The organism is Streptomyces sp. DH-12, from assembly GCF_002899455.1.
GTDB lineage: Bacteria > Actinomycetota > Actinomycetes > Streptomycetales > Streptomycetaceae > Streptomyces.
This window is the reverse complement of sequence record NZ_PPFB01000001.1, coordinates 7188506-7212955: the sequence shown is the minus strand read 5'-3', so window position 1 is coordinate 7212955 and position 24450 is coordinate 7188506. Positions and strand designations below refer to the sequence as shown.

Annotated in this window: 24 protein-coding genes and 8 pseudogenes; 16 read left to right on the top strand and 16 right to left on the bottom strand. The window is 68.6% G+C overall.

From position 1 onward, the window contains the following. Positions 1-21: 21 nt before the first annotated feature. A complete protein-coding gene (locus tag C1708_RS31925; RefSeq protein ID WP_157951305.1) occupies positions 22-1404 on the bottom strand; it encodes a hypothetical protein in 1383 nt (460 codons plus the stop codon). A 39-nt stretch (positions 1405-1443) separates the two neighbouring features. Here C1708_RS31925 and C1708_RS36215 point away from each other — a divergent pair, with 39 nt between their 5' ends. Then, the gene (locus C1708_RS36215; RefSeq protein ID WP_502696103.1) at positions 1444-1869 is read left to right on the top strand and encodes an integrase core domain-containing protein; all 426 of its coding nucleotides are present in this window, start codon (positions 1444-1446) and stop codon (positions 1867-1869) included. 146 nt (positions 1870-2015) lie between these two features. On the opposite strand, the gene C1708_RS31915 is transcribed toward C1708_RS36215, so the two are convergent. Further along, positions 2016-2510, bottom strand: coding sequence for a peptidase inhibitor family I36 protein (locus C1708_RS31915; RefSeq protein ID WP_133169103.1), 495 nt, complete (start codon positions 2508-2510; stop codon positions 2016-2018). 68 nt (positions 2511-2578) lie between these two features. Then, a pseudogene (locus C1708_RS35410) lies at positions 2579-3217 on the bottom strand (IS5 family transposase); the annotation flags it as partial. Between the two features lie 63 nt (positions 3218-3280). Here C1708_RS35410 and C1708_RS31905 point away from each other — a divergent pair. Continuing rightward, entirely contained in the window at positions 3281-3487 is a 207-nt protein-coding gene (locus tag C1708_RS31905) for a hypothetical protein (protein ID WP_241911375.1), read from the top strand. Positions 3488-3503: 16 nt separating this feature from the next. Then, positions 3504-4266, top strand: a pseudogene (locus C1708_RS31900) (IS5 family transposase). A gap of 1034 nt (positions 4267-5300) precedes the next feature. Here C1708_RS31900 and C1708_RS34555 read toward each other — a convergent pair. Beyond that, the gene (locus tag C1708_RS34555; protein ID WP_198602776.1) at positions 5301-5459 is read right to left on the bottom strand and encodes a hypothetical protein; all 159 of its coding nucleotides are present in this window, start codon (positions 5457-5459) and stop codon (positions 5301-5303) included. 27 nt (positions 5460-5486) lie between these two features. Further along, a pseudogene (locus tag C1708_RS31890) lies at positions 5487-5668 on the bottom strand (RHS repeat-associated core domain-containing protein); the annotation flags it as partial. A gap of 48 nt (positions 5669-5716) precedes the next feature. On the opposite strand from C1708_RS31890, the gene C1708_RS31885 reads away from it, so the two are divergent. Then, positions 5717-6118: a transposase gene (locus C1708_RS31885; RefSeq protein ID WP_502696102.1), complete on the top strand. Its 402-nt coding sequence runs from the start codon at positions 5717-5719 to the stop codon at positions 6116-6118. Positions 6119-6208: 90 nt separating this feature from the next. Here the strand turns inward: C1708_RS31885 and C1708_RS31880 are convergent, their stop codons facing one another. Beyond that, positions 6209-6748 (bottom strand): hypothetical protein, encoded by a 540-nt coding sequence (locus tag C1708_RS31880; protein WP_133169101.1) that lies wholly within the window; start codon positions 6746-6748, stop codon positions 6209-6211. A gap of 721 nt (positions 6749-7469) precedes the next feature. Between C1708_RS31880 and C1708_RS35405 the strand changes: the two are divergent. Then, a pseudogene (locus tag C1708_RS35405) lies at positions 7470-7650 on the top strand (IS30 family transposase); the annotation flags it as partial. A gap of 88 nt (positions 7651-7738) precedes the next feature. Here the strand turns inward: C1708_RS35405 and C1708_RS31865 are convergent. Beyond that, positions 7739-11158 (bottom strand): S8 family serine peptidase, encoded by a 3420-nt coding sequence (locus C1708_RS31865; RefSeq protein ID WP_106416580.1) that lies wholly within the window; start codon positions 11156-11158, stop codon positions 7739-7741. Between the two features lie 368 nt (positions 11159-11526). Then, on the bottom strand, positions 11527-12135 hold the full coding sequence (locus tag C1708_RS35975) for an AzlC family ABC transporter permease (protein ID WP_353962654.1): 609 nt from the start codon (positions 12133-12135) through the stop codon (positions 11527-11529). Between the two features lie 193 nt (positions 12136-12328). Here C1708_RS35975 and C1708_RS31855 point away from each other — a divergent pair. The 3 genes and pseudogenes from C1708_RS31855 (at position 12329) to C1708_RS31845 (ending at position 14514) form a co-directional block, all read left to right on the top strand. After that, positions 12329-13145 (top strand): annotated as a pseudogene (locus C1708_RS31855) (IS5 family transposase). An 83-nt stretch (positions 13146-13228) separates the two neighbouring features. After that, positions 13229-13696 carry a hypothetical protein gene (locus C1708_RS31850; protein WP_106415930.1) on the top strand — a complete coding sequence of 156 codons (468 nt, stop codon included), beginning with the start codon at positions 13229-13231 and terminating at the stop codon, positions 13694-13696. A 12-nt stretch (positions 13697-13708) separates the two neighbouring features. After that, a protein-coding gene (locus tag C1708_RS31845; protein ID WP_241911374.1) for an IS5 family transposase occupies positions 13709-14514 on the top strand; the annotation gives its coding sequence in 2 pieces (ribosomal slippage) (positions 13709-14059 and positions 14062-14514; 804 coding nt in all). On the opposite strand, the gene C1708_RS31840 is transcribed toward C1708_RS31845, so the two are convergent. Next, positions 14504-15451 (bottom strand): IS481 family transposase, encoded by a 948-nt coding sequence (locus tag C1708_RS31840; RefSeq protein ID WP_106415928.1) that lies wholly within the window; start codon positions 15449-15451, stop codon positions 14504-14506. The genes C1708_RS31845 and C1708_RS31840 overlap by 11 nt on opposite strands. Before the next feature lie 70 nt (positions 15452-15521). Continuing rightward, positions 15522-15887, bottom strand: a complete 366-nt coding sequence (locus C1708_RS31835) for a VOC family protein (protein ID WP_106415927.1) — start codon at positions 15885-15887, stop codon at positions 15522-15524. 92 nt (positions 15888-15979) lie between these two features. Here C1708_RS31835 and C1708_RS31830 point away from each other — a divergent pair, with 92 nt between their 5' ends. After that, positions 15980-16945, top strand: a complete 966-nt coding sequence (locus C1708_RS31830) for a helix-turn-helix transcriptional regulator (protein WP_106415926.1) — start codon at positions 15980-15982, stop codon at positions 16943-16945. Between the two features lie 761 nt (positions 16946-17706). Here C1708_RS31830 and C1708_RS31820 read toward each other — a convergent pair. Next, on the bottom strand, positions 17707-18093 hold the full coding sequence (locus C1708_RS31820; protein WP_133169100.1) for a hypothetical protein: 387 nt from the start codon (positions 18091-18093) through the stop codon (positions 17707-17709). Between the two features lie 468 nt (positions 18094-18561). Between C1708_RS31820 and C1708_RS31815 the strand changes: the two genes are divergently transcribed. Next, complete coding sequence (locus C1708_RS31815) at positions 18562-19068, top strand: hypothetical protein (protein WP_106416579.1); 507 nt, start codon at positions 18562-18564, stop codon at positions 19066-19068. Here the strand turns inward: C1708_RS31815 and C1708_RS35970 are convergent. The 4 genes and pseudogenes from C1708_RS35970 to C1708_RS31800 all read right to left on the bottom strand — a co-directional run. Next, on the bottom strand, positions 19013-19447 hold the full coding sequence (locus C1708_RS35970; RefSeq protein WP_353962653.1) for a transposase: 435 nt from the start codon (positions 19445-19447) through the stop codon (positions 19013-19015). The genes C1708_RS31815 and C1708_RS35970 overlap by 56 nt on opposite strands. 28 nt (positions 19448-19475) lie before the next feature. Beyond that, entirely contained in the window at positions 19476-19673 is a 198-nt protein-coding gene (locus tag C1708_RS31805; RefSeq protein ID WP_198602664.1) for a transposase, read from the bottom strand. Positions 19674-19770: 97 nt separating this feature from the next. Continuing rightward, positions 19771-20013 (bottom strand): alpha/beta fold hydrolase, encoded by a 243-nt coding sequence (locus C1708_RS35965; protein WP_353962652.1) that lies wholly within the window; start codon positions 20011-20013, stop codon positions 19771-19773. Continuing rightward, positions 20010-20171: pseudogene (locus C1708_RS31800) on the bottom strand (MerR family transcriptional regulator); the annotation flags it as partial. The pseudogene C1708_RS31800 and the gene C1708_RS35965, both read right to left, overlap by 4 nt. Positions 20172-20633: 462 nt before the next feature. Between C1708_RS31800 and C1708_RS34545 the strand changes: the two are divergent. The 6 genes and pseudogenes from C1708_RS34545 to C1708_RS31770 all read left to right on the top strand — a co-directional run. After that, complete coding sequence (locus C1708_RS34545) at positions 20634-21227, top strand: phosphotransferase family protein (RefSeq protein ID WP_198602775.1); 594 nt, start codon at positions 20634-20636, stop codon at positions 21225-21227. A gap of 120 nt (positions 21228-21347) precedes the next feature. Further along, complete coding sequence (locus C1708_RS31790; RefSeq protein WP_133169099.1) at positions 21348-21542, top strand: hypothetical protein; 195 nt, start codon at positions 21348-21350, stop codon at positions 21540-21542. Positions 21543-21810: 268 nt separating this feature from the next. After that, a complete protein-coding gene (locus C1708_RS31785) occupies positions 21811-22335 on the top strand; it encodes a hypothetical protein (RefSeq protein ID WP_133169098.1) in 525 nt (174 codons plus the stop codon). A gap of 121 nt (positions 22336-22456) precedes the next feature. Beyond that, a complete protein-coding gene (locus C1708_RS31780) occupies positions 22457-23587 on the top strand; it encodes a helix-turn-helix transcriptional regulator (RefSeq protein WP_106415921.1) in 1131 nt (376 codons plus the stop codon). A 278-nt stretch (positions 23588-23865) separates the two neighbouring features. Then, positions 23866-24000 (top strand): annotated as a pseudogene (locus C1708_RS31775) (aminotransferase class III-fold pyridoxal phosphate-dependent enzyme); the annotation flags it as partial. A 111-nt stretch (positions 24001-24111) separates the two neighbouring features. Continuing rightward, positions 24112-24300, top strand: a pseudogene (locus tag C1708_RS31770) (isocitrate lyase); the annotation flags it as partial. A 5-nt stretch (positions 24301-24305) separates the two neighbouring features. Here C1708_RS31770 and C1708_RS35960 read toward each other — a convergent pair. Further along, the gene (locus C1708_RS35960; RefSeq protein WP_241911479.1) at positions 24306-24446 is read right to left on the bottom strand and encodes a hypothetical protein; all 141 of its coding nucleotides are present in this window, start codon (positions 24444-24446) and stop codon (positions 24306-24308) included. Positions 24447-24450: the final 4 nt, after the last annotated feature.

The following is a 24450-nucleotide window of genomic DNA, read 5'->3' as shown; positions in this document are numbered from 1 at the left end:
GCGCATCCGTCACCGTCCGGATCAAGAGGAACGAGGGGTTGCGGTGTCCAGTCGTGCTTGGGCCGTCTCCAGGAGTTCCCGGTACGTGTCCTGGGGGCCCGGGTCCAAGAGGGCACGCACAGCACGAACGGTGTCCTTCATGTCCCGCAGCAGCGGCTGCTCTTCCATGGCCAGGGCCGCGCGGGCCCCCACCTCGAGCGCTCCGCACCACAGGACGGCCAGGCCCGGCGGCCGACGCGCGGACTCCTCTGAGTGGCGCACCACCGCTTGGCACATCAGGTGTGTCTCGGCCGCGACGCGCCACGACTGCGCGATTTCGCCCTCGCGCACCAGGAGGTCGGCGAGGGGCGTCAGGTGGGCCGCTCGGGCGGGAAACGCGGACGGGTGGACGGTGAGGCGGGACGACGCCGAGTACGACTCATGGGCCGTCAGCGCCTCGCGCAGCAGTCCGACGTCCTGAGGGGAGACGACCGGCTGCGGTTGCCGGCGCACGAGGGATTCGGCCGTGGTGAGGGATTCTGCGAGGGTAGGCGGAAGCGCGAGGGCGGCGGTCTCCTCCTCGCGGGCGACGGACCCCGGGGACTCCTGTTCCGCCCGGGCGAGAAGCGGCTCGGCTTCGCGTGGGCGGCCGGCCAGGCGCAGGTGCAGGCCTTGGCGGGCGAGGGCCGTGCCGAGGGAGCCCCAGCCCTGCTCCGCCGCCTGCAGGACGAGTGCGTCCACGCTCAGGGCCGCGTTCCAGTTGCCGCGGGACGCCTCCAGGCGGGTGGCTGTGTCGCCGGCCATGCCGATGGCGTAGCCGATGTGGTCGGCGGGGAGGTGGCCTTGCGCGGCCATGAGATCGCGGTAGCGGGCGAGGGACTGCTGGGCACAGGCCAGAGCTTGGTCCCTGTCGCCGCTGTCGAGGTGGACGGTGGAGGCGAGGGCCAGGACACGTGCGAAGTCGGCGAGCCGAGGGTGGGGGGAGGCGAACGCGCCCTCCCGCACGTAGGCGGTGATGGCGGTATCGACGTCGGCGAGTGCCGACAACGCGTTTCCGTCCTCGCTGTGGGCACGGGCGCGGCGTACAGCGGCGTCGGCGGCGAGGATGCTGCTGTCGGGGTGCCCACTGCGCCGGTACGCTTCCTCGCACCGGTTCAACGATACGATCGCCTCACCGCGTCGGCCCGCGACCAGTTGTGAGGATGCCTCGGAGTACAGCAGGGCGCCGCGCATGTGCCACAGTTCGCGGTCCTCGGGATGCCGCTCGAAGAGTTGCTCGAGACTCCGGTGGGCCTCGCCGAACGCTTCGAGCGCGCGGAGCGCGGACTCCTCGCCGGGTTTCCGCTGGTACGCGATTCCTCTCTCGTACGCCTCGGCCGTCTGCCGCCTGAGCAACTCCGCGCGCATGCGTCCGAACGGTGCCACCAGCGCCTCCCCCTGAGCGTCTTCGCTGCCGGAATCATCATGGCGCAGGCGCATCGCGCTGCCCAGAGGCTCGATGGATGCCCGGCGCGCTTCCTCCTCCGCAGCGCGCGCCTGCGGACGGTGAACCTCCGCTGCTTCCAAGTGGGCCCCGGGCCCGGCCGGTGCTGCCGGGGCCGGGCCGGATGTGCGGCCGGGGCAGTCAGAGCCGGTGTCCGCCAGTCCATGGGCGCGATCGGCTCCAGCACGGACACCGCGCTTGCCGAATCCTTCAACGCGACGTTCAAACGCGAAACGCTCCAGGGCCGAAAGCACTGGCCCAGCGAGCGCGGGGCCCGCCTCGATGCGTTCGGCTGGCTCCACCGCTACAACACCCGACGCCGTCACTCCCGCCTCGGACACCGCAGCCCGATCGCCTACGAGACGGCCTCCCGAACAACATCAACTACGCTGGCACCAGCCGCATGACTCGTGTCCAGGATTCGGGGTCAAGGCCCGACACCCACACACCCGACAACACGACAACGCCCTCACGCGGGACGCCACACCCGGCTGCATCCCGCCACCTTCCCTCGGAGCGCGGGCAGATGGCGGGATTCGGTCAACCAGCCGGCTCAGCCCCCGCAGCCACCGAACCCGAGGGCGGTCACCGCGTTGTCGTAGGCGAACAGAAGTTCCTGCTTTGCGCCCGGCGGGATGGTGAACCAGTAGCCGTAGTAGTTGGCATCGGTCCAGATGCAGGCGTGCCTGTTGCTGCGGTTCCACACCGAGCTGGCCCGATCGTTCCACGCCCAACCGACGTTGGGGACGTCCACCGGATCGAGCTGCAGGACGTCCCCGGTGAGGTTGTGGCCGTCGAAGAGGCAGACTTTGCCTTCTGGACAGCGGACCACGCCCCCGTCCTTGGGGTCGTCAGCCGATGCGGTTCCCGGAGCCCCCAGTACTGCGGTGGAGGCGAGGACTGCTCCTGCTACGGCGGTTCTGACTGTCAGTTTCATGGGTGCTCTTTCCGTCGTTGCCTGTGGAAACGCGGTCATGGTCGCCGCGTCCAGCTGTCGCTTTTTGAGGGCATCCGCTCGTAAGACGGTTGCCGCGCGCATGTGGTTCATAGAAGTGATGTTGATCACAGTTTTCGGAAAGGGTGGGGCCGTGGCGTTCTAGCTGCTCACCGACCGTTTCAGCATGACGTTCGAAGCGGTGACAGGCAGGTGGTGCCGCAAGCGAGCCGGAGCAGGCCGAGGTGGAGGTCGGCACGTATCCCGTAGCGGGTCCGTAGCCGTTCGAACTGGTGGAGCCAGGCGAGGGTGTGCCCGACGACCCAGCGGGTCCTGCCCAGGCCAGACCCGTGAGCGGTGCCTCCGCAGGCGGTCTTCGGTGCGATGCCCCGGGCCCGGATCAGGCGGCGGTACGTGTCGTAGTCGTAGCCCCGGTCGGCGAACGGGCGCCTGGGCCGGTGACGGGGCGGCCACGGGTCCCGCAGAGGTGCAGAATCGCGTCCAGCAGGGCGTCGGCTGCGTGACGTCATGACGGTTTCCGCCGGTCAGGGACACCGCGAGGGGGTTCCGTGCCGGTTGGTGATCAAGTGGTGCTTGCTTCCCGGACGGCCGTGGCCGGCCGGCGAAGGTCCGGTGCGAGCCCCCTTGAGGGCCCGGACATGTGAGCCGTCGGCGGTCGCGTCGTCCATCTCCAGCAGCCCTGTCTTGCGCAACTCGGCCAGCAGCACCTCGTACGGACGCGGCCGGACTCCCGCCTCGGTCCAGTCCTGCAGCCGCCGCCCGGGCGTCACCCCACTGCAGCCGACACGCTCGGCCGGCAAGCCAAGCTCACGCCCTTGCGCAACACGTAGACGATCCCTAAGTCCCAGGCCGCTGTGGAGGCGATGGACGCCGACGCCGTCCGGGCCGCGATGCCCCCGCCGATCTCCGGCGGGGCGGCGGCCGACCGGATCGCCGACGCGCTCGGCACCCCGAACGTGATCAGCGAGAAGGCGAACGTGACGGCGTTCGTGGTGCACCGGCTCGTCGACCGCGGCCTGCTGGTCGACCTCAGCGCGAACCTGGACGGGACGCTGCACCACCCCAGCTAGGGACTGTCCGGGGATCATGCGACTTTCCGAGTGGTCACTCGTTGGTGCGGTCGCGGGGCGGGGAGACCTAACGAATCGCGAGTGGTCGCTTGTTGAGCCGCATCTGCCGCTTTCCGCCAGCCGAGGAGGCCGATGGAACAATCACCGCACCATGCTCAACGGGATTTTGTTCCAGATCCGTACCGGCGTCCCATGGCGTGACCTGCCGGAACGACACGGCTCCTGGAAATCTGTCTACGAGAGGCATCACCGCTGGTCGGCGGACGGCACCTGGGACCGGATCCTCCAGGCGGTACAGGCTCACGCCGACCTGGCCGACCGGATCGGCTGGAGCACGGTCGGTGTCGACTCGACCTCCTGCAGAGCCCACCAGCATGCGGCCGGAGCCCGCAAGGCCACACCACAGGTCCCGAAAAAAGGACGACGCCCCGGCACCACCGCCCCGACGAGGGGCTCGGACGGCCCCGGGGCGGGCTGACCACGTCAGCGGCGACAAGGCATACAGCTCCCGCCGAAACCGCCGCTACCTGCGACGACGCGACATCAAGCACACCATCCCGGAACCGAAGGACCAACGCACCAATCGCCGACGCAGAGGCAGCGCGGGCGGAAGACCTACCGGCTTCGGCTCAGACCGCTACCGGCGCCGCGACGAGGTCGAACGGACCATCAACCGCCTCAAGAACTCCCGCGCTGTCGCACCCCGTTACGACAAACGAGCCCATGTCTTCCACGGCACCGTCACCGCAACGGCAGTTCGTCTCTGGTTCAAGCCGTGAACTACCGGGACCGACCTCTCAGAATCCCGGGGCGGGGATGAAGCTCGGTCACCACGGGGGTACGCCGCTGGGGCACGGAGGAGTGGCGGCGCCCTCCCGGAAGATCGAGATGACGCACCAGACAACACCGAGGAGCGTCACCGCGAGGGCAAAGGCACGGAGAAGGGAACGGTTCCCAAGAAGGGCGCCTACCGCAACCCAGACCAGCATCAGGACCATCCAGAGCCCCGGGATGAACAGCCAGAGCAGGAAGCCGCTGTTGGCCGCGTTGTTCACTCCCACGTCACAGGCGGTCCACGACCTGCCCAGAAGCATGGCAGCGGATACCGCGAGAAGCAGAGCCACCGCGCGGCCCCGAAACCCCCATGCAGCCGTCGGCTCCCCACAGGCCCCCGTTCGCCGTCCGCTGCGGGAAGCACCGGATCCGCACCTCTCATCACTGCCGCATCCAGCCAGTCCCCCGGCACTGACCGACAGGGAACAGACACCTCTGGATCCCAGTAATCACATGATCCGCCGGACAGTGTCCAGGGCGGTGAACTCAAGACCTGCGTATAGCCTGCCGACGACGAGTGCGGAAACCAGGACCAGGAGCGGGGACGCGTGCCCCCGGACACGGGCCCCGGCCATGACGCCGGTGCTGACGGTCGCCACGGTTGCTCCGCGCCATCGGGACGCCACCCACTCAGCAGCCATGAGGCTCACCGTACCGGTGCACCGACACGCTACGCCGGGACAACCACCTGGAAACAGGGAGTGCTGGTCTACTGCCTTTGCTGTTCAGCGAGCGGACTCTCTGCGTTCCACGCGTGAGCGTTGCCAACGTGCCCCGCGAAGAGTGAGGTAGTAGCCCAGGGCGGCCAGGAAAAGCCCGCTGACGATGAGACGCGTCGCTCCCCAAGCACTGCCGTCGGGATGCCATATTGCAGCCACAAGATTCATGGCCACCGCGACCGTAAAGGCACAGCCCAGAAGCTTGGCGGCGCGTGCCACCTTGCATGAAGGGACATTCCTCATCATTGGTTTCCTGTAAGTCAGCCTGTGATGCCGTTGAGCGGATTGGCGCAGTTGCCCAGATCCTTGAACTCGTCACTCCATGAGTCGTCGGTGTCATGCCATGCCTCCTTGGCGCAGCACCCGACGATGATCGCCCCACCGGCCGGTTGGAGAAGTATGCCGCTCTTGGACTTCACAAAGCGCAGTGTGCCTGAGAACCAGCCCAGCCCACTGGGGTCGGTGTTGTTGATGGGGTCACCGGCGACGTAGAGGTAGGGGTTGGTTTCCTGGCCGGAGGGGTCGGGCTGGGTGAAGCGGCCGAGAGACGGGCGTAGTAGCGGTGGCCCATCTTGTACAGACCGGTCGGGTCCAGATAGGCGCCGACGTAGCGGTACGGCTGGGGAACGCGGCCTCAGTGGTAGTGCCGCGGGGCTGGTCAGCAGTGCCACTGGCCATGGCCTTCACCGAGAGCTTCACCGCCGAGGTGACGTGCCGCTTCCTGGACCGGCTCGCCGGCCACGTCGACCACAAGATCCACCTCGTGGCCGACGGGCACTCCGCCCACCGCTCCAAGAAGGTCCGCGGCGGGCTCGCCGCCCACCCAGACGATGCCGAACTACACTTCCTCCCCGCCTACTCGCCCGAGCCCAACCCCGACGAGCTGGTCAACGCCGACCTCAAGCACAGCCTGCCCAGACAGCACCGGGCCCGGAACCAGGCCGAACTCGCCACCGAAACCCGCCGCTTCTTCCGCAGACGCCAGCGCCAGCGCCAGCGCCAGCCGCACATCGTCCGCGGTTACTTCGGTGGCCCCACCGTCCGCTATGCCCTGGACGAGAACCCCATGAGTTTCTGATCAATATCAGAACTGGGAAATCAACCGGCCCACACCCCGAAGGGATGCGGGCCGGTGTTCCTTCTACCAAAGGAATGACTGTTCAGGTTTTCATGTGGTAATGGGAAGAATTTCTGAGGCAGTTCGCTGGAAGGTTGAATTTACCGCCCAGACGGCGAAGTTTCTCGTCGTACCGGGTGCCTGCTGGTATTGGTACGTGTTTCCGTAAACGGCCTCACTGACCAGGATCGAGCACCAGACGCCGTTGTTGCATGAACCTACGTTGTAGTACTGCGTCACCGTGTCTGTCGGGCTTTTGGGATCCCAGGTGACGGTCACCGTCTGGGTGTTCGAGTCGTAGGTGTAGGCCAGCCCCGTCGGGGCGGGCGCCGGCTCCACGGCCGCTTGCGTGACCGAGGGAGCGGCCAGGTGCGCGGCCGGTGCCGCCATCGCGGGCACGGCTGCCGGCCCGATCACCAGGGCCAATCCCATGCTCGCCGCTCCTGCAAATCCCATCCGCCGCACCGAATGCTTCATGTAACACCCTCCTGTGAACGAGCCGTGCATGACCATCAGGTGATATCGGCGCTGATTGAACTGCCAGGGAACGAAAGATGACTTCGGGGCACCTGGGCCCTGCTTCAGGGTCACAGCCCGCACCCCAGGGTCTCGATGCCGGTGAACTTCACGGTCAGGCCAGGCACGCGGCGGCCCTGGTCGCGGAAGTACATCTCTCCGAGCCCGTCGACGGCGAGTTCGCGCAGTTGCTGCTCGGTGGCGCTGGCCTTCTGGGCATCGAAAAGGCGAGCGTCATCGCTGACGCCGGGTGCGGCGGTGGAACCGAAGCGTGCGCGAATGCCGGTGATGAGTCCGGTGGTGTGGCGGCCTGGCGGCGGGCGCGGACGCGGGGCTGACAGCGTTCGCGCACCGCGGCCTCCAGACGCTGGGCGAGGTCGGCGCAGGGCCGATAAGGTCCGCGGCCGACCGCGTCGGCAGCATCCTCGCCATGATCCACCGCGAATAACCGCAGACCATCACCAGGACCGGCGGACTTCCGACCTGCCCGGACCTCAGCGGGACCTCCGCGGGCGGGAACCACAGATTGCACTGGACCAGCTCGCCCGGCTCATAGCCCGTCCTCGAGACCGGATCCGGCGACTGATGGAGCGGTCTCAACTCCCGAACCCGCCGCTTGAGCACCGAATGCGCCCTGGTCCAGCCGGTCCTCTCCCCGATCACTGTCGCGGGCGTGTCCGGGAACTTCTGCAGAGGCTCACGGGTCTGCGGCTCGAACGCGTCCACGATCGAGCCCTTCGCGACCCGCTGATACTTGGGCACGGCGTCACTCGCCGAAGCCCGGCGAACCGTGTTCAACGAGAACACGAACGGCCTCCTGCGGCAGCACTTCCCCAAGAGCGGCTGTTGAGTCCGGCAGCACCCGCGCCCACCTCGACACAGTCGCTGCCGGACTCAACAGCCGCCCACGCAAGACGCCCGGCTGGGAAACCCCAGCCGAGCGTCTGTCTGAACTGCTCGCCACCACACGTCAGTGATCACGTGTTGCGACGATCCCTGGAATCGCCTTCGAACCGGGCTCTGTCGGTGAACGGGCCCTTCGGCCCTCGCTCTGCTGCCCTCGCCCTACCGGACCGTGAGGTAGGCACGGTCGATCGTCTGGACCAGGGTGTTGCCGTCACGGTCGGTCAGCTTGGCACGCAGCGAGACGGTGCCCGGCTGCGCGGGGTGGTTCAGCGACAGGTGGGTGCCGTTGACGGCTCTGGCCGTGGTCCAGGTCCTGCCGTCGTCGTAGGACACCTCGAACTCCAGCTTCTTGGCTGTCCGAGCGGTGGCCGCGCCCTCCACGGTGAAGGGCACCTGGAACCTCTCGCCGGCCTTCGCCGTACTGGTCAGTGACAGCGCGGGGGAGAAACGGACCACGGACAGCGGCAGCCGGACCCAGCTGTCCCCGGACACGCCGGCCGACCTGAACGTCCACTGCGCCCGCACGCGGGTGCTTACCGCGAGCAGCTCGGGGTCCCGGGAGGCGTCGACACTCAGTTCGTACCGGCCGTCCCCGGCGGGGACGCTGTACTCGGCGATGTCCAGCGGATCGCCCTCGGCGGGGATCTCCTCGCCGTCGGCGCGGAGCGAACTCTCCAGCTCCGTGTAGCCGCTGCCGCTCTCATGCCCGTCACTGTCGCCGAACATGGGCAGATGTGCCTTGATCGTGTTCCCGCTCCGCGCGATCCCGGGACGCCCCCACCGCGGTTCACCCTCACCCGAAGGCAGGAGCGGACCGAAGACACCGACGTTGAACCGCGCGGTGTAGCTCTTCTTCGGCTGGTACGCCGTGAACCTTCCCGTCTGCGCGTTCCCCGACTCCCACTGCTGTACGGAGTAGGACCACTTGACGCCGTTGCCGAGGACGTATTCAGAGGTCCGCAGCGGCAGTTGGCGCTGGGTGGGGGTGCTGAAGTCGGCCGCGAACTCGCCGATGGGCGTCAGGGGCATCACCGCGACCTGAGCGGTTGGTTCAAGGCCGGGCCTGCCGACCGCGAAGTCGATCTCGGCCAGCTGCTCGCGCCGGACGTCGGCGGCGAAGCCGCCGAGCGAACCCGTACGGTTCCACGCGAGACGGTAGTTCACTGCGCGCCCGTCGGCCGGCTGACGTGTCCAGAAACCGCTGTACTGGGCGTATGCCGCGTCCTTCGGCGTCTCCGGGCCGATGTGACCGACCTTGAAGCTCTGGAAATCGGGGAAGTCGAAGACGGACGGCATAAAGCCCAGGGGCTGCCCGTCGGAGCGGGTGTAGCCCGGGATGAGCTGGGCGTGGTGGTTCTCGGCTCCCGCGTCGGGGACGGTGATGCGCGTGGGCTTGGCCTCCCGGGCGTCCATGACGACCGTGGTGTCCTTGGTCAGCTGCAGGGCCGGGGCCAGGAAGAGGGAGTCGGGGGCGGCGGACCCGCCGCCGGCGTTGAGGACCCCGGTGAGCGCATAACCGCCCTTGGGCAGGCGCACCGTGATCTCGCCGTCCGTCGCGTCGGCGAACTCCTGGTAGTAGTCGCGGTCCCGGCCATCGATCGTCGTGAAACCCTTGCCGGTCGGCTTGCCGTCGTCGTCCAGGTGCTTGATGGTCAGGTCGTACGACTCGATCTCGCGCTCCACGCCGAAGGCGGTGCGCACCCGGGTCCGGCCGTCGGCCGAGGCTGCGGTCACCGAGCCGCCGTACGAGCCGTAGGCCTCGCCGCCGACGCGCGTATCGGCGGTCACCGTGGTGCTCGCCGCACCGCCCGCCGCAACGGTGAGCTGCCGCGGCGACATCTCGAACATGCCCTCGGGGGCGGGCTCGCCGTCCGTCCCGAGCACCTCGATCGTCAGGTCCAGGACGACCGGCTCGGTGCCGAGATTGCGGTACGTGATCTCCTTCGTCACCGGCTCGTCATCGGTGTGAGGCCACTTCGGGCGGCCGAAGCCGATCGGCCCCTGCTCGGCGACGACGGTCTGCCCGATCGCCCGGGCCACATCGATGCGGCCGGTGCCCTGCTGGTACGCGCTGTACGGGCCGGGCTCAGCGGAAGCGGTGAGCGCCGCCTTGATCCGTTCGCCGGTCCAGTCCGGGTGCTGCTGCGCCAGGATGGCGGCGGCGCCCGCGACATGGGGAGCGGCCATCGACGTGCCGCTCTGGGTGGCGTAACCGGGCGTCCCCGAGGGGAACACCTGCTCCATGCCGCTCGCGGTGGAGGCGGCAGCCGTGATGTCGACGCCCGGCGCGGTCAGGTCCGGCTTGACTCCTCCGTCACCGACGCGCGGGCCGCGGCTGGAGAAGTCGGCGAGCTGGTCGGCCTTGTCGACCGCGCCGACCGTCAGCGCGGACTCGGCGCTGCCGGGCGATTCGACGGTGCTCTCGCCGCCCTCGCCCGCGTTGCCCGCGGCGATGACGAACAGCGTGTCCGTCTCGGCGGAGAGACGGTTGACCGTCTCCTCCAGCGGGTCGATGCCCTGGGTGTCGGTGCCGCCCAGACTGAGGTTGACGACCTGGGCGCCCTCGGCGACCGCCCACTCCATGCCCGCGATGATGCCGGAGTCCAGGCCGCCGCCGCTGTCGTCCAGGACCTTGCCGTCCAGGATGCGCGCGCCCGGCGCGACGCCCTTGTACCTGCCCTGCGACCTGGCGCCCGTACCGGCCACCGTCGAGGCCACATGGGTGCCGTGGCCGACTCGGTCGACACTGTCCTCGGCGTCGGAGAAGTTCCGTTCGGCGATCTCCTGGCCCGCCAGGTCGGGGTGCGTCTGGTCGACGCCGGTGTCCAGCACGGCGACCTTGACGCCCGTGCCGTCGAACCCGGCGCCCCAGGCCGTCGGCGCGCCCGTCCGGGCCACGCTCTGGTCCAGGTCGGCCTGGCGCTTGCCGTCCAGCCAGACCTTCGCCACCTTCTTCACCGCCGGTGAGCCGGACAGCCGCGCCGTGCCCTGTCCACCGTCCCCGCCGTCGGTGAAGGTGTCCCAGAACGCGGAGTGGCCGTGCTTGTCGGCCCGTAGCGCCACGCCGTTGACGCTGGTCAGCTCCTGGCCGGCCTTGGCCCGTGCGTCGCGGAAGGCGCTCGCGGGGGGTGTCTCGTCCCCGGCGTAGGTGACGATCAGCGGCAGGTCGGACCGGCTCGCGTCGTCGTACCCGTACGCGACGAGTTGCGTCACGTCGAACAGCCGCCGGTCGAGCTTTCCCTGGGCGACAGCCGGCGCCGCGTCGCCCGGTATCACGAAGGTGTGCCCGTCGACCTTCCGGACCGAGAACGACGCGCCCTCGCGCCCCTTGGCCCTCTCGATCCCGGCGACAGAGCCGTCCGCGGCGATCGACACCTTGTCGCCGGTGATCAGCGTCACCGTTTTGGCGCTCTTCGCCCCCGGAACGGACAGGGCCTCCCCTGAGCCTGCCGGAGCGTCAGGGGTCAGGGCGACGGCCTGGCTCACCCCCGGCATCCCGGTCGCGGTGACCACGGCGGCCATGGCGAGAGCCCCCAGGGGGGCGGCCGCACGTATTCGTCTGCCGGGAGATAAAGACATGCTCATGCCATCTCTTTCGTCGGGGGATGAAGGAACGAAGGGCTGGAGCACACAGGCCCGCCCCGCGATGACTCCGAGGTCGGAACGTCACGCCGTCCCACGCCGGCCAGGACAGACCGGCAGTGGGTCCGCCGCCGGAGGCAGACCGCCCGGGCCGCAGGGCCGGGATGCCGAAGACCTCGCGTGCTGAGCGATCACGGTCGTTGAGGCTAGGTCCGCTGTGTGACCGGACCTGGCTCGGACGATAACGGAACCGCATCGGCCGATCCGAGGATGTGCTCGGGGACCGCCACGCGGCCGACGGCAGGCGACCGCGGCCACGTCAGCCGAAGACGCGCCTGCCGCGCCTGCCGCGTCGACAGACGGTCTCACCGACCGCACATTCCCGTCCGTCGTGCCCACTGCACACCGGGGCGGTAGTCGGTGCGAGCAGGCCCCGGCGTGCCGTGTGGTCCTGTCGTCACCGCCGCACCCGGTCGGCGACGGCCCGCACCGTGCGCGGGCCGCGTCGGCCCAGCCACCGCCGTTCTCCACGCGAAAGCCGTTGGCCGCGGCCGCCACGGCCCGGCCCTGACCGACGACGCTGTCCTCCAGCCTTTCGAGCAGTTCCTCATCCTGGCGGCGCAGCGCAGCGAGCAGGTCGGCGGCTGCCTGGCCATGGACCGCTTTTCCGCGATGCTCCGGCCGACCCGGCAGGCCGCCGGCGCCCGGGCGGTGAGCGCGATGGTGCTGTACGTCTTGCCGAGGCAACCCCTCACGCGGTGCGGGGGGGGAGGACAGGGCGCAGAAGACCTGCTGCCGTTCACCAGGAACGCGGCCACGACTATGGACACCAGCAGTGCTGCGACGGCGTCCATGCCGATGAGCAGGAACTCGAACGAGCCACCGGAGATCAGCGCGACGGACAGGCCCGCCCGCCACCAGTCCAGACCGGACTGGACGGCCAGCGCCCTGAAGACAAAGCCGAGCGGGATCATCCCCAGGCCCACGGACGCGCAGTCGCGGGCAACGGCCCGCGCCGCCGACCGCTTCCGCGGCGGAGAGAGCGAAAAGGCCGGGCGGGATCGCTCAGCGGCGACAGGACTTGATTCCATGCCGAATTTTTAGTAGGAATCTGACCTTAGAGCTTGTCTCATGTGGTGTGAGGTTGATGCGGCATGATGCTGTGCCATGGGTGTTGGTTTGTCGCAGCGGTTGGTTCCTGACGAACTTTGGTCACTGGTCGCACCGTTGCTGCCTTCGTTCGCTTCCCGTCCGCAAGGCGGAGGCACGGCCCCGGTGGATGAGCGGGCGGTGTTCACGGCCGTGGTGTACGTGCTGACCAGCGGCTGTGCCTGGCGGCACCTGCCGGAGACATTTGGCGTCTCGCCGGCCACCGCCCATCGCCGGTTCTCCGCATGGACCAAGGACGGGCTGTGGCGGCGGCTGCACCAGGCCGTTCTGGACGAACTCGGCGCCCGTGGCGAGGTGGACTGGACCTCGGCGATCGTGGACGCGGCCTCCGTCCGCGCGAAAAAGGGGGATCGCTGACCGGGCGCAATCCGGTCGACCGGGGCAAGAAAGGCAGCAAGCTCCATGTCCTGGCCGACGCCCAGGGCCTCCCTCTCACCCTTGGCGTCTCAGGGGCGAACGTTCATGACAGCCAGGCGCTCCTGCCGCTGGTGCTGGGCATCCCCGCCATCCGCTCCCGGCGCGGCCCCGCAGACGTCGGCCCGGCAGGCTCCGCGCCGACAAGGCGTACCACTCCGCCGACAGGCTGAAGTGGCTGCGCGAGCGGGGCATCGTCCCGCGCATCGCCCGACCCGGCATCGAGTCCAGCGAGCGTCTCGGCCGACACCGCTGGAAGATCGAACGGTCGATCTCCTGGCTCTTCGGCTACCGCCGCCTGACCGTCCGGTACGAGCGCAAAGGCAGCCACTTCCTGGCCTTCCTCGGACTCGCAGCGGCCCTGACCTGCTACAAGAAACTCGCAAAACTCACCACGTGAGACAAGCTCTAAGACGTCATTTCATTTGGTGAGTCTGTGCGACGATTCGTCGGCCAGTAGGAAGCCACGGGGGAGCCAGGCTGATGGAGTACGTCAATCTCGATGCGCAGGTCGGCGACCTGTCAGGGGTGCTGGGCCCCTCTCGCTACCTGAAGCAGCTGCCCTCGATCTGTGGTGATCTGCCGCCGGGTGCCCGGTCCTTCGCCACTGACACGGATCACTACGACTTCCGCAGCAGGCGATGTGTGAAGGACCTGACGCTTCGGGCCGTCCGGGGTGCCGGCGGTGAGGAGATGGAGGTCGAGTTCCAGCACAACTGCTGGAAGCACGACCAAGACCTGCTGATCCGCTACGCAGGGGTGTCCAGCTTCATCATTGATCCCGCCGACGAGGACCGAGGAGCGGACCTCGGGGCTGTGATTCTCGACGAGATCCTGCCGTGCAGGGACGGCTGCAGTCACGAGATCGCCTGCTGGGACGGCACACTCACCATTGTCTGCCGTGACCTCCAGGCGATCTGGACTGAGACCGTGTGTTCTAGCAAGCCGTAGGCGGAGCACGGCGTGGGGATTGTTGAGCGGCTGGTGCCGGATGAGCTGTGGGAGCTGTTCCAGCGGGTGGTGCCGGAGGCGCCGGCGCGGCCTCAGGGCGGCGGTCGGCGCCGGCACGGCGACCGTGAGGTGCTGGCGGCGATCGTGTTCGTCGCGACCTCCGGCTGCACCTGGCAGCAGCTGTCGGCGGCCTCGTTCGGTCCGTCCGGGGCGACGGCGCACCGCCGGTTCACCGAGTGGACCAAGGCCCGGGTCTGGGCCAAACTGCACCGCCTGGTCCTGGACGAACTTGGAGCCCGCGGCGAGCTGGACTGGTCGAGGTGCGCGATCGACTCGGTGAACATGCGGGCCCTGAAAAGGAGGACCTGGCGGGTCCGAATCCTGTCGACCGGGGAAAGTACGGGTCGAAGATCCATCTGATCACCGAGCGGACGGGTCTGCCCCTGTCCGCCGGAATCTCCGGCGCCAACGTCCACGACAGCCAGGCCCTGCTCCCGCTGGTGAAGGGCATACCGCCGATCCGGTCCCGCTGCGGCCCCCGTCGGCGCAGGCCCGGCAAGCTCCACGCCGGCAAGGGCTACGACTACCGCCACCTGCGGCAATGGCTGTCCCGGCGGAGCATCCGGCACCGCATCGCCCGCAGGGGCATCGAGACCTCGCAACGGCTGGGGCGGCACCGGTGGACGATCGAACGCACCATGGCCTGGCTCGCCGACTGCCACCGCCTCCACCGCCGCTACGAGCGCAAGGCTGAGCACTTCCTCGCTTTCACGAGCATCGCCTGCACCCTCATCTACTACCGCAGACTCACCAAATGAGACGACGTCTATGTGGCCGGTGGTAGTTGTAGTGGATGTTCCACACTGCTATCGCGGCTGACCGAGCGCCCTCGCTGGTGAACTCGCGGGCATAAAGGGCTCCCTCGGCCAGGATGCGCTGGTAACGCTCCGCCTTCCCGTTGTACCGAGGTGTGTATGGCTTGGTTCTCTGATGCCGGGTGCCTTGCCCGACGATGCGGGCGAAGTCGCCGGAGCGGTAGCAAGCGCCATTGTCGGTGACGACCCGGTGGATGTGGTGGATGCCGTGGGCGGCGAACCAGACCTTCGCCCGGGCGAGGAAGGCAGCAGCCGTCGCGCCTTTCTCATCGCCCAGCGGTTCCATGTAGGCGAGCCGTGAGAAACCGTCGACGACGGAGTGCAGGTAGACGTACCCACGCTTTGCCCCGGCCGACTTCGCCCGACTCGCGATCTTGGCCTGACCGCTGTCCCGGCCATGGATACGCCACCCGCCGCCATCAGGGATCCGGCCGACCTTCTTCACCTCCAGGTGCACCATGTGTCCAGGCCAGCGGGCAGTGATCTTCCCCGGCTTCCGGTTGTTCTCACCGCCTGGGTCGATGAAGCGGCGCTTGCCGAGGCCAAGCCGGGTCAGGCGTCGACTGGCAGTTCGCCGGCCGATCACAAATCCGATACTGACAAGTTCGTCGGTGACCCGTTGCGCGGACCACTTGAACTCGCGGCGCCAGGAATCGATTTGCTCGATGACCCATGCCGGAGTCGCCTTCGGACTCCGGTGCGGACTCGGCGACCGGTCCTGCAACCCCGCATCACCGTGTAGCCGCCAGCGATTTACCCACTTGCTGGCGCGCGCGAGGACACCCGTCTCAGCGGCGACGTGGGCAATGGGACGTGTCTGGCACCGCTTCACGAGCCGCCTACGGCCCTCGACGCTCAGGGGCGCATTCGTGTGGGGCACTCGTCGTCCTCTCGAAGTCAGACACGGCAGGCGCGACACCTGTCGTGCGCGCCTGCCGCATTGCGGCCTGTCAGTCCCTCGGTGCGACGCGGATACGGTTCCCGTCAGGATCGGCCGCGAGGAAGGTCAGCCCGAACCCCGCATCATGAGGCTCGCGCAGGATCGTGACGCCCTTGGACTGCCACTGCTTGAAGATCGCGTTGACCTCGTCGGGCCCACTGTCGATGGCCAGACACACCTCACTGGTACGCGGGACGTCCGCTGACAGACCCTCGAACTGGCCGGACCACACAGCGAGGTCAGCGCCTGGCCCGAGGGCGAAGGTGATGTATCCCGGAGTCTCGAACGACGGGCTCATGCCGAGGAGGTCGCCGTAGAAACGCGCTGCAGCGGGAGCGTCGTTCACGTAGACGATGGACACGACGGATGTGGTCATGGTTCTTCCCTCTCGCAGTTGGTGGGTACGCATCCGCCAGCCTGACCGGGATATGCGCCGCATCATGTCGCAATTCCTGAAAAACTTGGCGCGTGACCCCAGACCGCTTCTTCTCCCTGATGCTGCTCCTGGCATCGAGGAACGCCGTGACCACACAGGAACTCGCCTCGGCGCTCGGGGTGTCCCTTCGAACCATCACCCGGGACCTGAACTGGCTCCGCGACGCCGGTCTGCCGGTGACCGCGCAACGGGGCCGCCTCGGAGGCGTGACCATGCTGCCCGGATCCGGACTCGACCTCACGCGACTCACACCCGACGAGCGTGATCATCTCTCTCTCGCCGGACTGGACGAGAAGCAACGTGCGGAGCTCGACGCATCGGTCGAAAGCCGGCGCGCACTCTCCAAGATCGTCGCTACACAACCACGTCGACTTGATGAACTCCTGCCGCTCACCGACGTAGTGCACGTGGACAGCCGTCCCTGGCTCCAGGCACGAACCTCCGGCACGACTCCGGCTTCGCTGATCGGCCCGGTGCGGCGCGGTCGTAGGCTACGAATCGAGTACGACAGTCCACGCGAGTCATGCCCCCGCGACCTGGTCGTGGATCCCTACGGGCTGCTCGCCAAGGCCGGCGTCTGGTACCTCGTCGCCGACTGCGCCCAAGTGCCACGGATGTACCGACTCGAACGGATCACCACGTGGAAAGAAGTCGACCAGCCACGACGGATCCGCGAGAACCAGACCCTGGCCACCGTCGCTGCCACGCTCGTTGATCAGTGGGAACACAACCACGCGATAGAGGTCAGCGCCACCATCGATCAGACCCAGATCGAGCGAGCGCAACGGATCCTCGGCCAACGACTCGTCCAGGACGACCATGAAGAATCCGCCACCGGCCGCAAGGTGACAATCCGCTTCCTGCATCTGGAGGACGTGCGAGCACTCCTGCCGTTCGGGAGTGCCATCACTGTGCACGGCCCCAGTGAAGCCAGGGCTCACCTACGTGACCTCGCCACCCATCTTGCCCACCACTATGCGCCGTCACCAACGTCCTGACCCGCAACAACTAGGTACTGACTGCGCAGGAGTCGGGCCGTCTGGGTGTTCGTGAAAGTGCGCCTCTCCCACCCTTCCCACGGCAGGGCGCGTCGCTCGCTCCCGTACAGGTGGACCATGTGCACGGCCGCAGCGACCTCCTTCCGAGGCGACGCCACCCTCATCACCCCACCGCGTCCGCTGCAGTCCGGGCCTTGGCTCCCGGGACGTGGCGCACGCCGTGCGGGACGCCCCGAACAACGAGGAAGCCGCGAGGCATCCGGCTGATCACCATGGCGTGAAGCCGGTGCAGGCCCCTGACCTCCCCTCCGCACGAAACACAGCGCGAGGGGAGCGGGGTTCGCGTCATCCCAGGCCCCGTACGTCATGTCGTTCACAAGGCGGCGTGCGTGGTCCACGTTGACCGGATCAGGTCGGCACCCGGTCCCCCGCGTCAACTCCAGTGGCCGCGGCGCCCGGGCCGGAGTCCTGAGACCTCCACCGAACTCGGGGCGATTCAGGGCAAGGTGGTGGAGGTTGGGGCCGTGCGCTCTGGTCGGGCGGGCGGTCCAGTGGTCGTCGTGATGGGTGAGTTCGGAGCCGATGAAGACGCGGGCGGTGTGGTACTGGAGGCCTTGGGCGGTGTAGCAGCAGTGCCGCACCTGTAAGGTGCGGCACCACAGCGTGTGCTGGTTCAGGTGACGCGCAGCTTCTTGGACCTGGGCCTTCCCGGTTCCGTGTGTACGCCGTTCAGCACCGGATTCTCAGCGACTCACCCTCGGTCAGCAGTGATTGGCGACACCGCCGGTTTCGTTGCCCTGGAGCAGGCCGCCCCAGATCCACGCGTTGTCGTCCAGCTTCACCCACTTGTTGTGGGAGATACCGTTGGCGCTGACATGGCCGCCTTCCGTCCAGCACAGGCCGTAGGAGGTGAATCCCGCGGCCACGGTGTAGTTGATCCCGTAGCTCGTCGAAGGCCCGTACCTGACGTTTCCGTTGATCCACGTCGTCACCCAGCCGCTTTGAACGCCCACGCTCTGGGCCTGCGGCGCGGCGGCCGGTCCGGAGTCCGCAGCGACGGCGGTGGCCGTCATGCCGGCGGCCAACAGCGCTCCTGCTCCCACTGCTGTGGCGAGCCTGGTCATGGCCCGCTGACGATTGATGCGCATCTGTTCCCCTCCACATGACTCCTCGGGCTGCACCCGATCGGGCTCGCCTCGGCGCCATGGATAATCGCAGGCCGACCGCTGCCATTTCAGCCCTTTCGATGGACCAGGACAACGTTGCGGACAGATCAGGCCGTTCTTCGGACTGTGAGGTTCCCCGCTGCGCGGAAGGTATCAGGGACACTGCGAGGTCGAGGGTTGGGCGGAATCACCCGGTGATGGGTTGTCATGTCACGCTGGTACGGGCGTGATGCCGACGCAGGCACGACTTCGGTGATCATGCAGGTGTCGAATCCGCATGACTGCAACCGAAGACCGTGGTCTGCTCTCTCGTCTTCTCCCATCCCCTCACAGGCCATTCTCTTTCCGAACCCCGTGTGCGGTTTCTGTTGGTCAGGCATGGGCTCACGGTCGTCGCGTGAGGCTTGCTCCGTTGCCGGCCGAGATGTCGTGGGGTGGCGGGTGCCGTCGATGCGGGCAGCTCTGGAGACGCGGCAGAGGGACGCGGCGGTACGGGTGGAGGAGCTCGAAGCCGAGCCGGCACGGGTGCGGACAGCTCTGGTGGAGGCGGAAGAGGTGCTCCGACGCCGGGTGATCGGCCTGGAGCAGTATCTGGAGGCGCTGGCCGAGGCGGGTGCGCCCACCGTGGTGACCGACGGGGCGCCGCCCAGGAAGCCGGTGGGGCCGCGCCGGACGGTGCCCCACCGTCAGGGCGCGGCCGGAACCGAGGTGCTGTCGGTGGACCACCAGGCGTTGATAACCGCCGCTCCGGAGGCGGGAGCCGACGGAGTCGGCGCCCGGCGGGTGGCAGTGGTGGTGCTGGGCTGGGACAGCGCGTCCGCCTCGCACGCCGAGGAGGCGCGGACCCGGTTGAAACGGCTGGTGGAACGCGGCTGGCCGACAGTGGACAAGTCCGGCCGCTTCACGCTGCCCGCGCCGGGCCAAGCTGGTGCCGGGCGGCGAGACGGCGGCTCATGAGCCTGGTCACCGACCACAGGACGGTACTTTCACCGGTGTCGGTGCGTCGCTCGCAGACGCGGACCAGGTGCCGGCCGCGCAGGAGCCAGGCGAAGGACCTCTCCACGACCCAGCGGCGGGGCAGGGCCTGGAAACCCTGGGCGTCGTCGCTGCGACGAACGATGTCAAGAGCCACCCCAGATGCTGGGCCGCCCCAGTCGGTGAGGTGGCCGGTGTAACCGCCGTCGGTCCAGACGCGGGCAAGGCGCCGGAACCGCTCTTTGCCTGCGGGCAGCAGGATTCGGGCGGCGTCCCGGTCGGTCGTGGACGCGGGCGTGACCAGGACGTCCAGGACGAGTCCAAGGGTGTCGGCAAGCGGATGCCGCCCGCGATCATTGATCTTGCCGACGTCGAAGCCCCGTGAGGAATTACTGATCTTTTCGTTGGTTCCGTGGGCGTGGTGGGTGGATGGTCAGGCCGGTGTGGGCGAGGAAGGACCATGACAGCTGCTGGTTGTGGCTGATGCGGTGAATGCCTTGTCCGGTGGCGTCGGCGACATCGGCAAGGTGGTCGCCGGCACAGGTGGCGAGTCCCCGCTTCTTGAGCGACGACCACAGCAGTTCCACCGGGTTGAGCTCGAGCGCGTAAGCGGGTAATCGCTCCAGGGACGGCTGGTAGCGCCGTAGACCGACCTGTCACGGCTGACGGTCCCGGTGGGCAGGGTCATTCGCGGGTGGTCCAGAAACGCAGAAGGGACTGGGCGACTGTGTTGGGGCGGTGGAGCTGTACCAGGTGTCCCGCGTCGGGGACAACCGTGAGCTGGGCGCCGAGTCTGCTGGCGGTGTCGGTGAATCCCCGTACCGGGAACAGGGTGTCCTGTGAGCCCCGTACGAGCAGGGTGGGCGTCGGTGGCTCGGGGCGGCCGTCCGATTCGAGGGCTGCCGCCCAGGCGCGGGTGAGGCCCAGCGGCGGCGGTCATCGCTGCCGCGTTCCGGTTCGGCGAGGAGCCCGATGGCGTGGTAGTGGCGGATGGCGCGGGGGGTGATCCCGGCGAACGCGGCGGCATCGCCGATCTTGACCCGGCGGGGGATCGCAGGAAGGGGCATGTACGGGAACCTCTCGATGTCGTGCTCGCCGCCTACTCGACCACATGCCGCTACGGCACATGCAAACCCCGCTGCCGTGGGCACGCCCCGCGCTCCCGCATCACCAAGGGAAGGTGTCCGATCAACGGCGGATCCGGTGGTCGAGGAGACGCCCGAGATGACCGAGACGGTTGTCGAGCAGAGGGTTGTGGCACGGCTGTGGAGGCGACGGCAGACCGAAACGGGCCGGATGTACCTCGTGGGACTGCCGTCGTACCGGGACCTCGAGGACGGCAGCACGGAAGCGGCGGAGTACTACCGGATCCGGTTTCGGTCTCCCGGCCTTGTGCGGCCGGTCGACGCGTCGACTACGACCAGGTGCCCACCGATCCTCTTCCGCCGGCTCAGCCGAAGCCGGTGGCTCGCGAGGTCCTCGGGGGACGCCGGCCTTCGGGCTGGGTGCCGGCGAAGGTCCGTGAGGGCAGGGACCCTGCGTACGGGGTGCTGCACGCGCCGGATTGCGTCGAGCTGGGCACGGGCGTGTACGACAACGTCCATCGCGTGGCTCTGGCCGAGCGGGACCGCCCGGTGGTTCTTCGGGTGGCGCCGGCGCGGGAACGGCAGTTCCGCAGCGAGCGGCGCCTGATGAGGAATGAGCATGCCGGCTTGCCGTGGCTGGCTCCGGTCGCGCACCTGATGCCGCAGGTGATCGCCGCGGATTGGACGGGGCAGGTGATCGGCCGGGACCGGATGATCCAGACCTGCTTGGACGGTGTCCCGGCTCCGGAGTGTCTGGGGTCGTATCCGCGGAGCACGTGGCCGTCCTTCTTCCGGCGGATGGGTGTGATCGCCCGTGCCGTGCACGATGTGCGGGGACCGTGGTTCGGGGCTGTGGCCGGGCCTGGATACGCCACGTGGAGCGAGGCTGTGATCGCGTCGTTGGAGGACATCGTCGCGGACCTGGACGGTGGGGGGCTGGACTCGGCGGATGTGCGCAAGCTGGATGGCGTGACCGGCCACGGTCGGGCGGTGCTGGACGAGGTGGCCGAGCCCCGTCTTTTGACCGGTGATCTGCGGACTGCTTTTGGCCGGTGATCTGCGGACTGTGAACGCTCTGCTCGAGCGGGACGCCGGCGTGCCGGCCATCAGCGGCGTGCTGACTTCGGCCGTTGCCTCTTCGGGGTGCCGGAGGCGGATGGGACGATCCGTATGGCGATGGCCGAGGACGATGGACGGGCCGCGTTCTGGGAGGTCTACGGGCGGTTGGACCGGTCGGCGGCGGCGGTGTGGCGGTCGCGGTTCTATGAGGCGAGGCATCTGGGCGCGATCCGGCTGGAGCGTCACCGGCTGGGGAGGGCGGACGCGGTCCGCGAGAGCTACGGGGCGATGGCCGGCTGCTCGCCGAGTTGAGGTGATCAGGCCCGTGCGGCGCGGGCGGAACGCCTTGCCGGTCAGCTTGCGCAGCCGGACGTGGTCCTTGCCGACGGGGACCGTGCCCGGCCGGGCGCCCGGCCGGGCACGGGGGTGCCGACGGTGAGCCCGAAGGCGACAGTCCGCCGGTGGTGAGACCCCCCAGATGTCTGGGATGGGATACGCCGACCGGCCGCGGCACTCTTTACCCGGTCGAGGGTGGTGAGCCGCCTTCGGCGCGTTCGGTGACGACAACGAGGGGGAAGAGATGTCCATCCGAAGAAAGACCACGGGGATGCTGGCCGCGGCCGCGGTCGCCGGCCTGATGGTGGCGGGGGCTCCGGCTGCCGGTGCGGCCCCGTCTGCGGCGGGTGACGCGGTCACGGCCTCCGTGTGGCGGAACGTCGCTCTGACCGGCACCTACACGATCCGCGACGACGAGGGCGTTTTCGCCGCCGGTACGTACTGCAACGGCAACGTCGCCTCCGAGGGGTGGGTGAACGAGGTCCGCACGCCGTCGGTGTGGTGGGAGACCACGTGCGGGGGCGAGATCCGTGTGGAGAAGCATGTGTCCGCGGAGACGGACGCCGGCGGCGGAGTCATGATCTATGTGACCCTGCGGTTCTACGAGGGCACGAACGACACCAACACCGACCTCGACGCCGAGTACGACTTCCACCGCTACGTCCCCGCGGGACAGACCTCGACGGTCAGCGAGATCACGCTCCGCAACGGGGAGAACGGCGGCAAGGACTGGGCGAAGCTCAACCTCGTCCTGCACAACAACCGCTGACCCGTACCGAGGCGTCGATCGCGCGCCCCGGACGTCGACGGTTCCCGGGCACGGTAAGCGGAGCCACAGCTACCTGCGCAAACCGGGCTCGGGAACTGTTGTGCACGCTTAGCCTCGGACCATGAGGCGTCATGGGGGAGCAAGACGGGTCGGCGAGACCGGGGACGCGGCGGCGCGGGCGGCGCAGTCCGCGCGGAGCGTCGAGGAGTTCTTCGAGGCGGTGAAACGGATCGTACGGCCTGCGCTGCGCTTCGACGTATGCGCCTGCTTGACCGTGGATCCGCAGACGTTGATGAACACCGGCGGTGACTACCGAGACGGCCTGCCGCCCGCCATGATGCCGCGCATGCTCGACATCGAGTACCGCGAGGGGGATGCCAACGACTTGTCCGATCTGGCGGCCAGACCGACGCCGGTGGGTCTGCTCAGCCGGGAGACGAACGGGAACCTCGCCCTCAGTCCCCGGTACCGCGACATCATGCGGCCCCTCGGCTTCCGCGACGAGCTGCGTGTGCTGCTGCGGGACCGTCACGGGGCATGGGGCGCCCTGGTCATGGGGCGCGCGGACGACGCGCCCCCGTTCGGCTCCCCAGAGCTGGCTGCGGCGGCGTCGCTGGTCCAGCCGTTGGGGAACGCACTGCGCCAGCTGCACCTGACGCGGCTCGCCGAAGCGAACGCCTCGGAGACGGCGCCGGGACTGGTGTTGCTGGACGGCGACCACCAGGTGGTCCATGCGACACCCACCGTGGCCATGTGGTTCAACGACCTGGCGCACGCCGACGGCGTGCCGTCCGGGGATCGCGGACTCCCTCCCGCCGTGTACGCGGTGGCAGCGGCGGTGCAGGCCGCAGGGGCCGCGGCCTCCCACACCTCGTGGATGCACAGCCGCAGGCACGGCCGGGTACGGTTGCACGCCTGGCGCCTGGAGGAACCCACGGCGGCCCCGGCCCGCACCGCCGTCGTCGTTGAACGAGCCGGTCCCGCCGAGCACATCGCACTGATCGTCGCGGCGTACGGACTGACTCCTCGCGAGAGGGACGTCATGGCGCTGGTGTTGCGGGGGCGGTCCACAGCCGACATCAGCCGCAGTGCAGGCTTGTCACCGCACACGGTCCAGGACCACCTGAAGTCGGTGTTCGACAAGACGGGCGTCCGCAGCCGACGAGATCTGGTCGCCACGCTCTTCGCTCGTCACTATTTGCCGGACATGAGTCCGCCGGCGTCCGCACCGCAACGCCACCCCCGGGACTGAAGAGGCAAGCCCTCGAATTCGTCGGCTGCGATCCGTTCGTCGTCCTCGCCGACGCCGGCCTCGGGTCTGTCCCGGATCCGGGTGTCCGAAAACACCCGGATCCGGGTGTCCGAAAGCGCCGGGTGGCGGGCAAGCTCCGCTCGGTCCTGCCGCAGAGGGCCACGGAGATCGCTCTGCACGACGGGCTCGGTGCGGCGGAAGCCCGGGTGCCCGCGGAAGCGCTGAAGGCGGTCACCTCGCCTGGGACGCCCGAGGACATCGTCATGGCCCAGGGGCACGGCACGCTGCTGGTGGCCGACGACATCCAGATGGGCTGCGGGCGCACTGGCCCGTTCTTCCCCTTCGAGACGGCCGGAATCGTCCCCGACATCATCTGCCTGTCCAAGTCCCTCAGCGGGTACGGGTGGGCCTTGACCCCGGATCTTGGACACACGAGACACTGGATCCCGAGGACCTGAGGACGGACATCCCGTGGTCATGAAGGACTGTCTGCCGCAGTTCAAGGCGGACGCGGTCGCGTTGTGAAGGAGGGCACGCCCGCCTACGTCAAGCTGCAGGAGAGCGAGTTCGCGGACCAGCAGCGCGGGTTCACCGCGGTCAAACACCAAAGGGAGGTCGGCACCGGGTACTTCGACCTGGTGAGCGCGGCGGTCGACCCGGCGGCGGAGACCCTGGCGCTGCGCGGTTCCACCGAGGAGAGCCAGTTCCGCTGACGGCCTCATCGTCCGCAGGTGGCGGCCCGTGACTCCTCCCCCAGCGCGTCACTGTGGGTCAGGCCGTCGAGGGTGCGGACCTGGCGCACGAGCGGGTCGAGGGTGGCGAACAGGACGTCGGCGACCTCGGCGTCCGCGCCGGCCAGACGG

Excerpts from the sequence above, each read along its gene's own strand:
- C1708_RS31915 (WP_133169103.1), bottom strand. The coding sequence starts at position 2,510 with ATGAACCACATGCGCGCGGCAACCGTCTTACGAGCGGATGCCCTCAAA.
- C1708_RS31820 (WP_133169100.1), bottom strand. The coding sequence starts at position 18,093 with ATGCGCATCAATCGTCAGCGGGCCATGACCAGGCTCGCCACAGCAGTG.
- C1708_RS31905 (WP_241911375.1), top strand. The coding sequence starts at position 3,281 with ATGGACGCCGACGCCGTCCGGGCCGCGATGCCCCCGCCGATCTCCGGC.
- C1708_RS31865 (WP_106416580.1), bottom strand. The coding sequence starts at position 11,158 with ATGTCTTTATCTCCCGGCAGACGAATACGTGCGGCCGCCCCCCTGGGG.
- C1708_RS31885 (WP_502696102.1), top strand. The coding sequence starts at position 5,717 with ATGGCCTTCACCGAGAGCTTCACCGCCGAGGTGACGTGCCGCTTCCTG.
- C1708_RS31835 (WP_106415927.1), bottom strand. The coding sequence starts at position 15,887 with ATGACCACATCCGTCGTGTCCATCGTCTACGTGAACGACGCTCCCGCT.
- C1708_RS36215 (WP_502696103.1), top strand. The coding sequence starts at position 1,444 with ATGGCGCAGGCGCATCGCGCTGCCCAGAGGCTCGATGGATGCCCGGCG.
- C1708_RS31785 (WP_133169098.1), top strand. The coding sequence starts at position 21,811 with ATGTCCATCCGAAGAAAGACCACGGGGATGCTGGCCGCGGCCGCGGTC.
- C1708_RS31790 (WP_133169099.1), top strand. The coding sequence starts at position 21,348 with ATGGCCGAGGACGATGGACGGGCCGCGTTCTGGGAGGTCTACGGGCGG.
- C1708_RS31815 (WP_106416579.1), top strand. The coding sequence starts at position 18,562 with ATGCGGGCAGCTCTGGAGACGCGGCAGAGGGACGCGGCGGTACGGGTG.
- C1708_RS31850 (WP_106415930.1), top strand. The coding sequence starts at position 13,229 with ATGGAGTACGTCAATCTCGATGCGCAGGTCGGCGACCTGTCAGGGGTG.
- C1708_RS31780 (WP_106415921.1), top strand. The coding sequence starts at position 22,457 with ATGAGGCGTCATGGGGGAGCAAGACGGGTCGGCGAGACCGGGGACGCG.
- C1708_RS35975 (WP_353962654.1), bottom strand. The coding sequence starts at position 12,135 with ATGATCCCGCTCGGCTTTGTCTTCAGGGCGCTGGCCGTCCAGTCCGGT.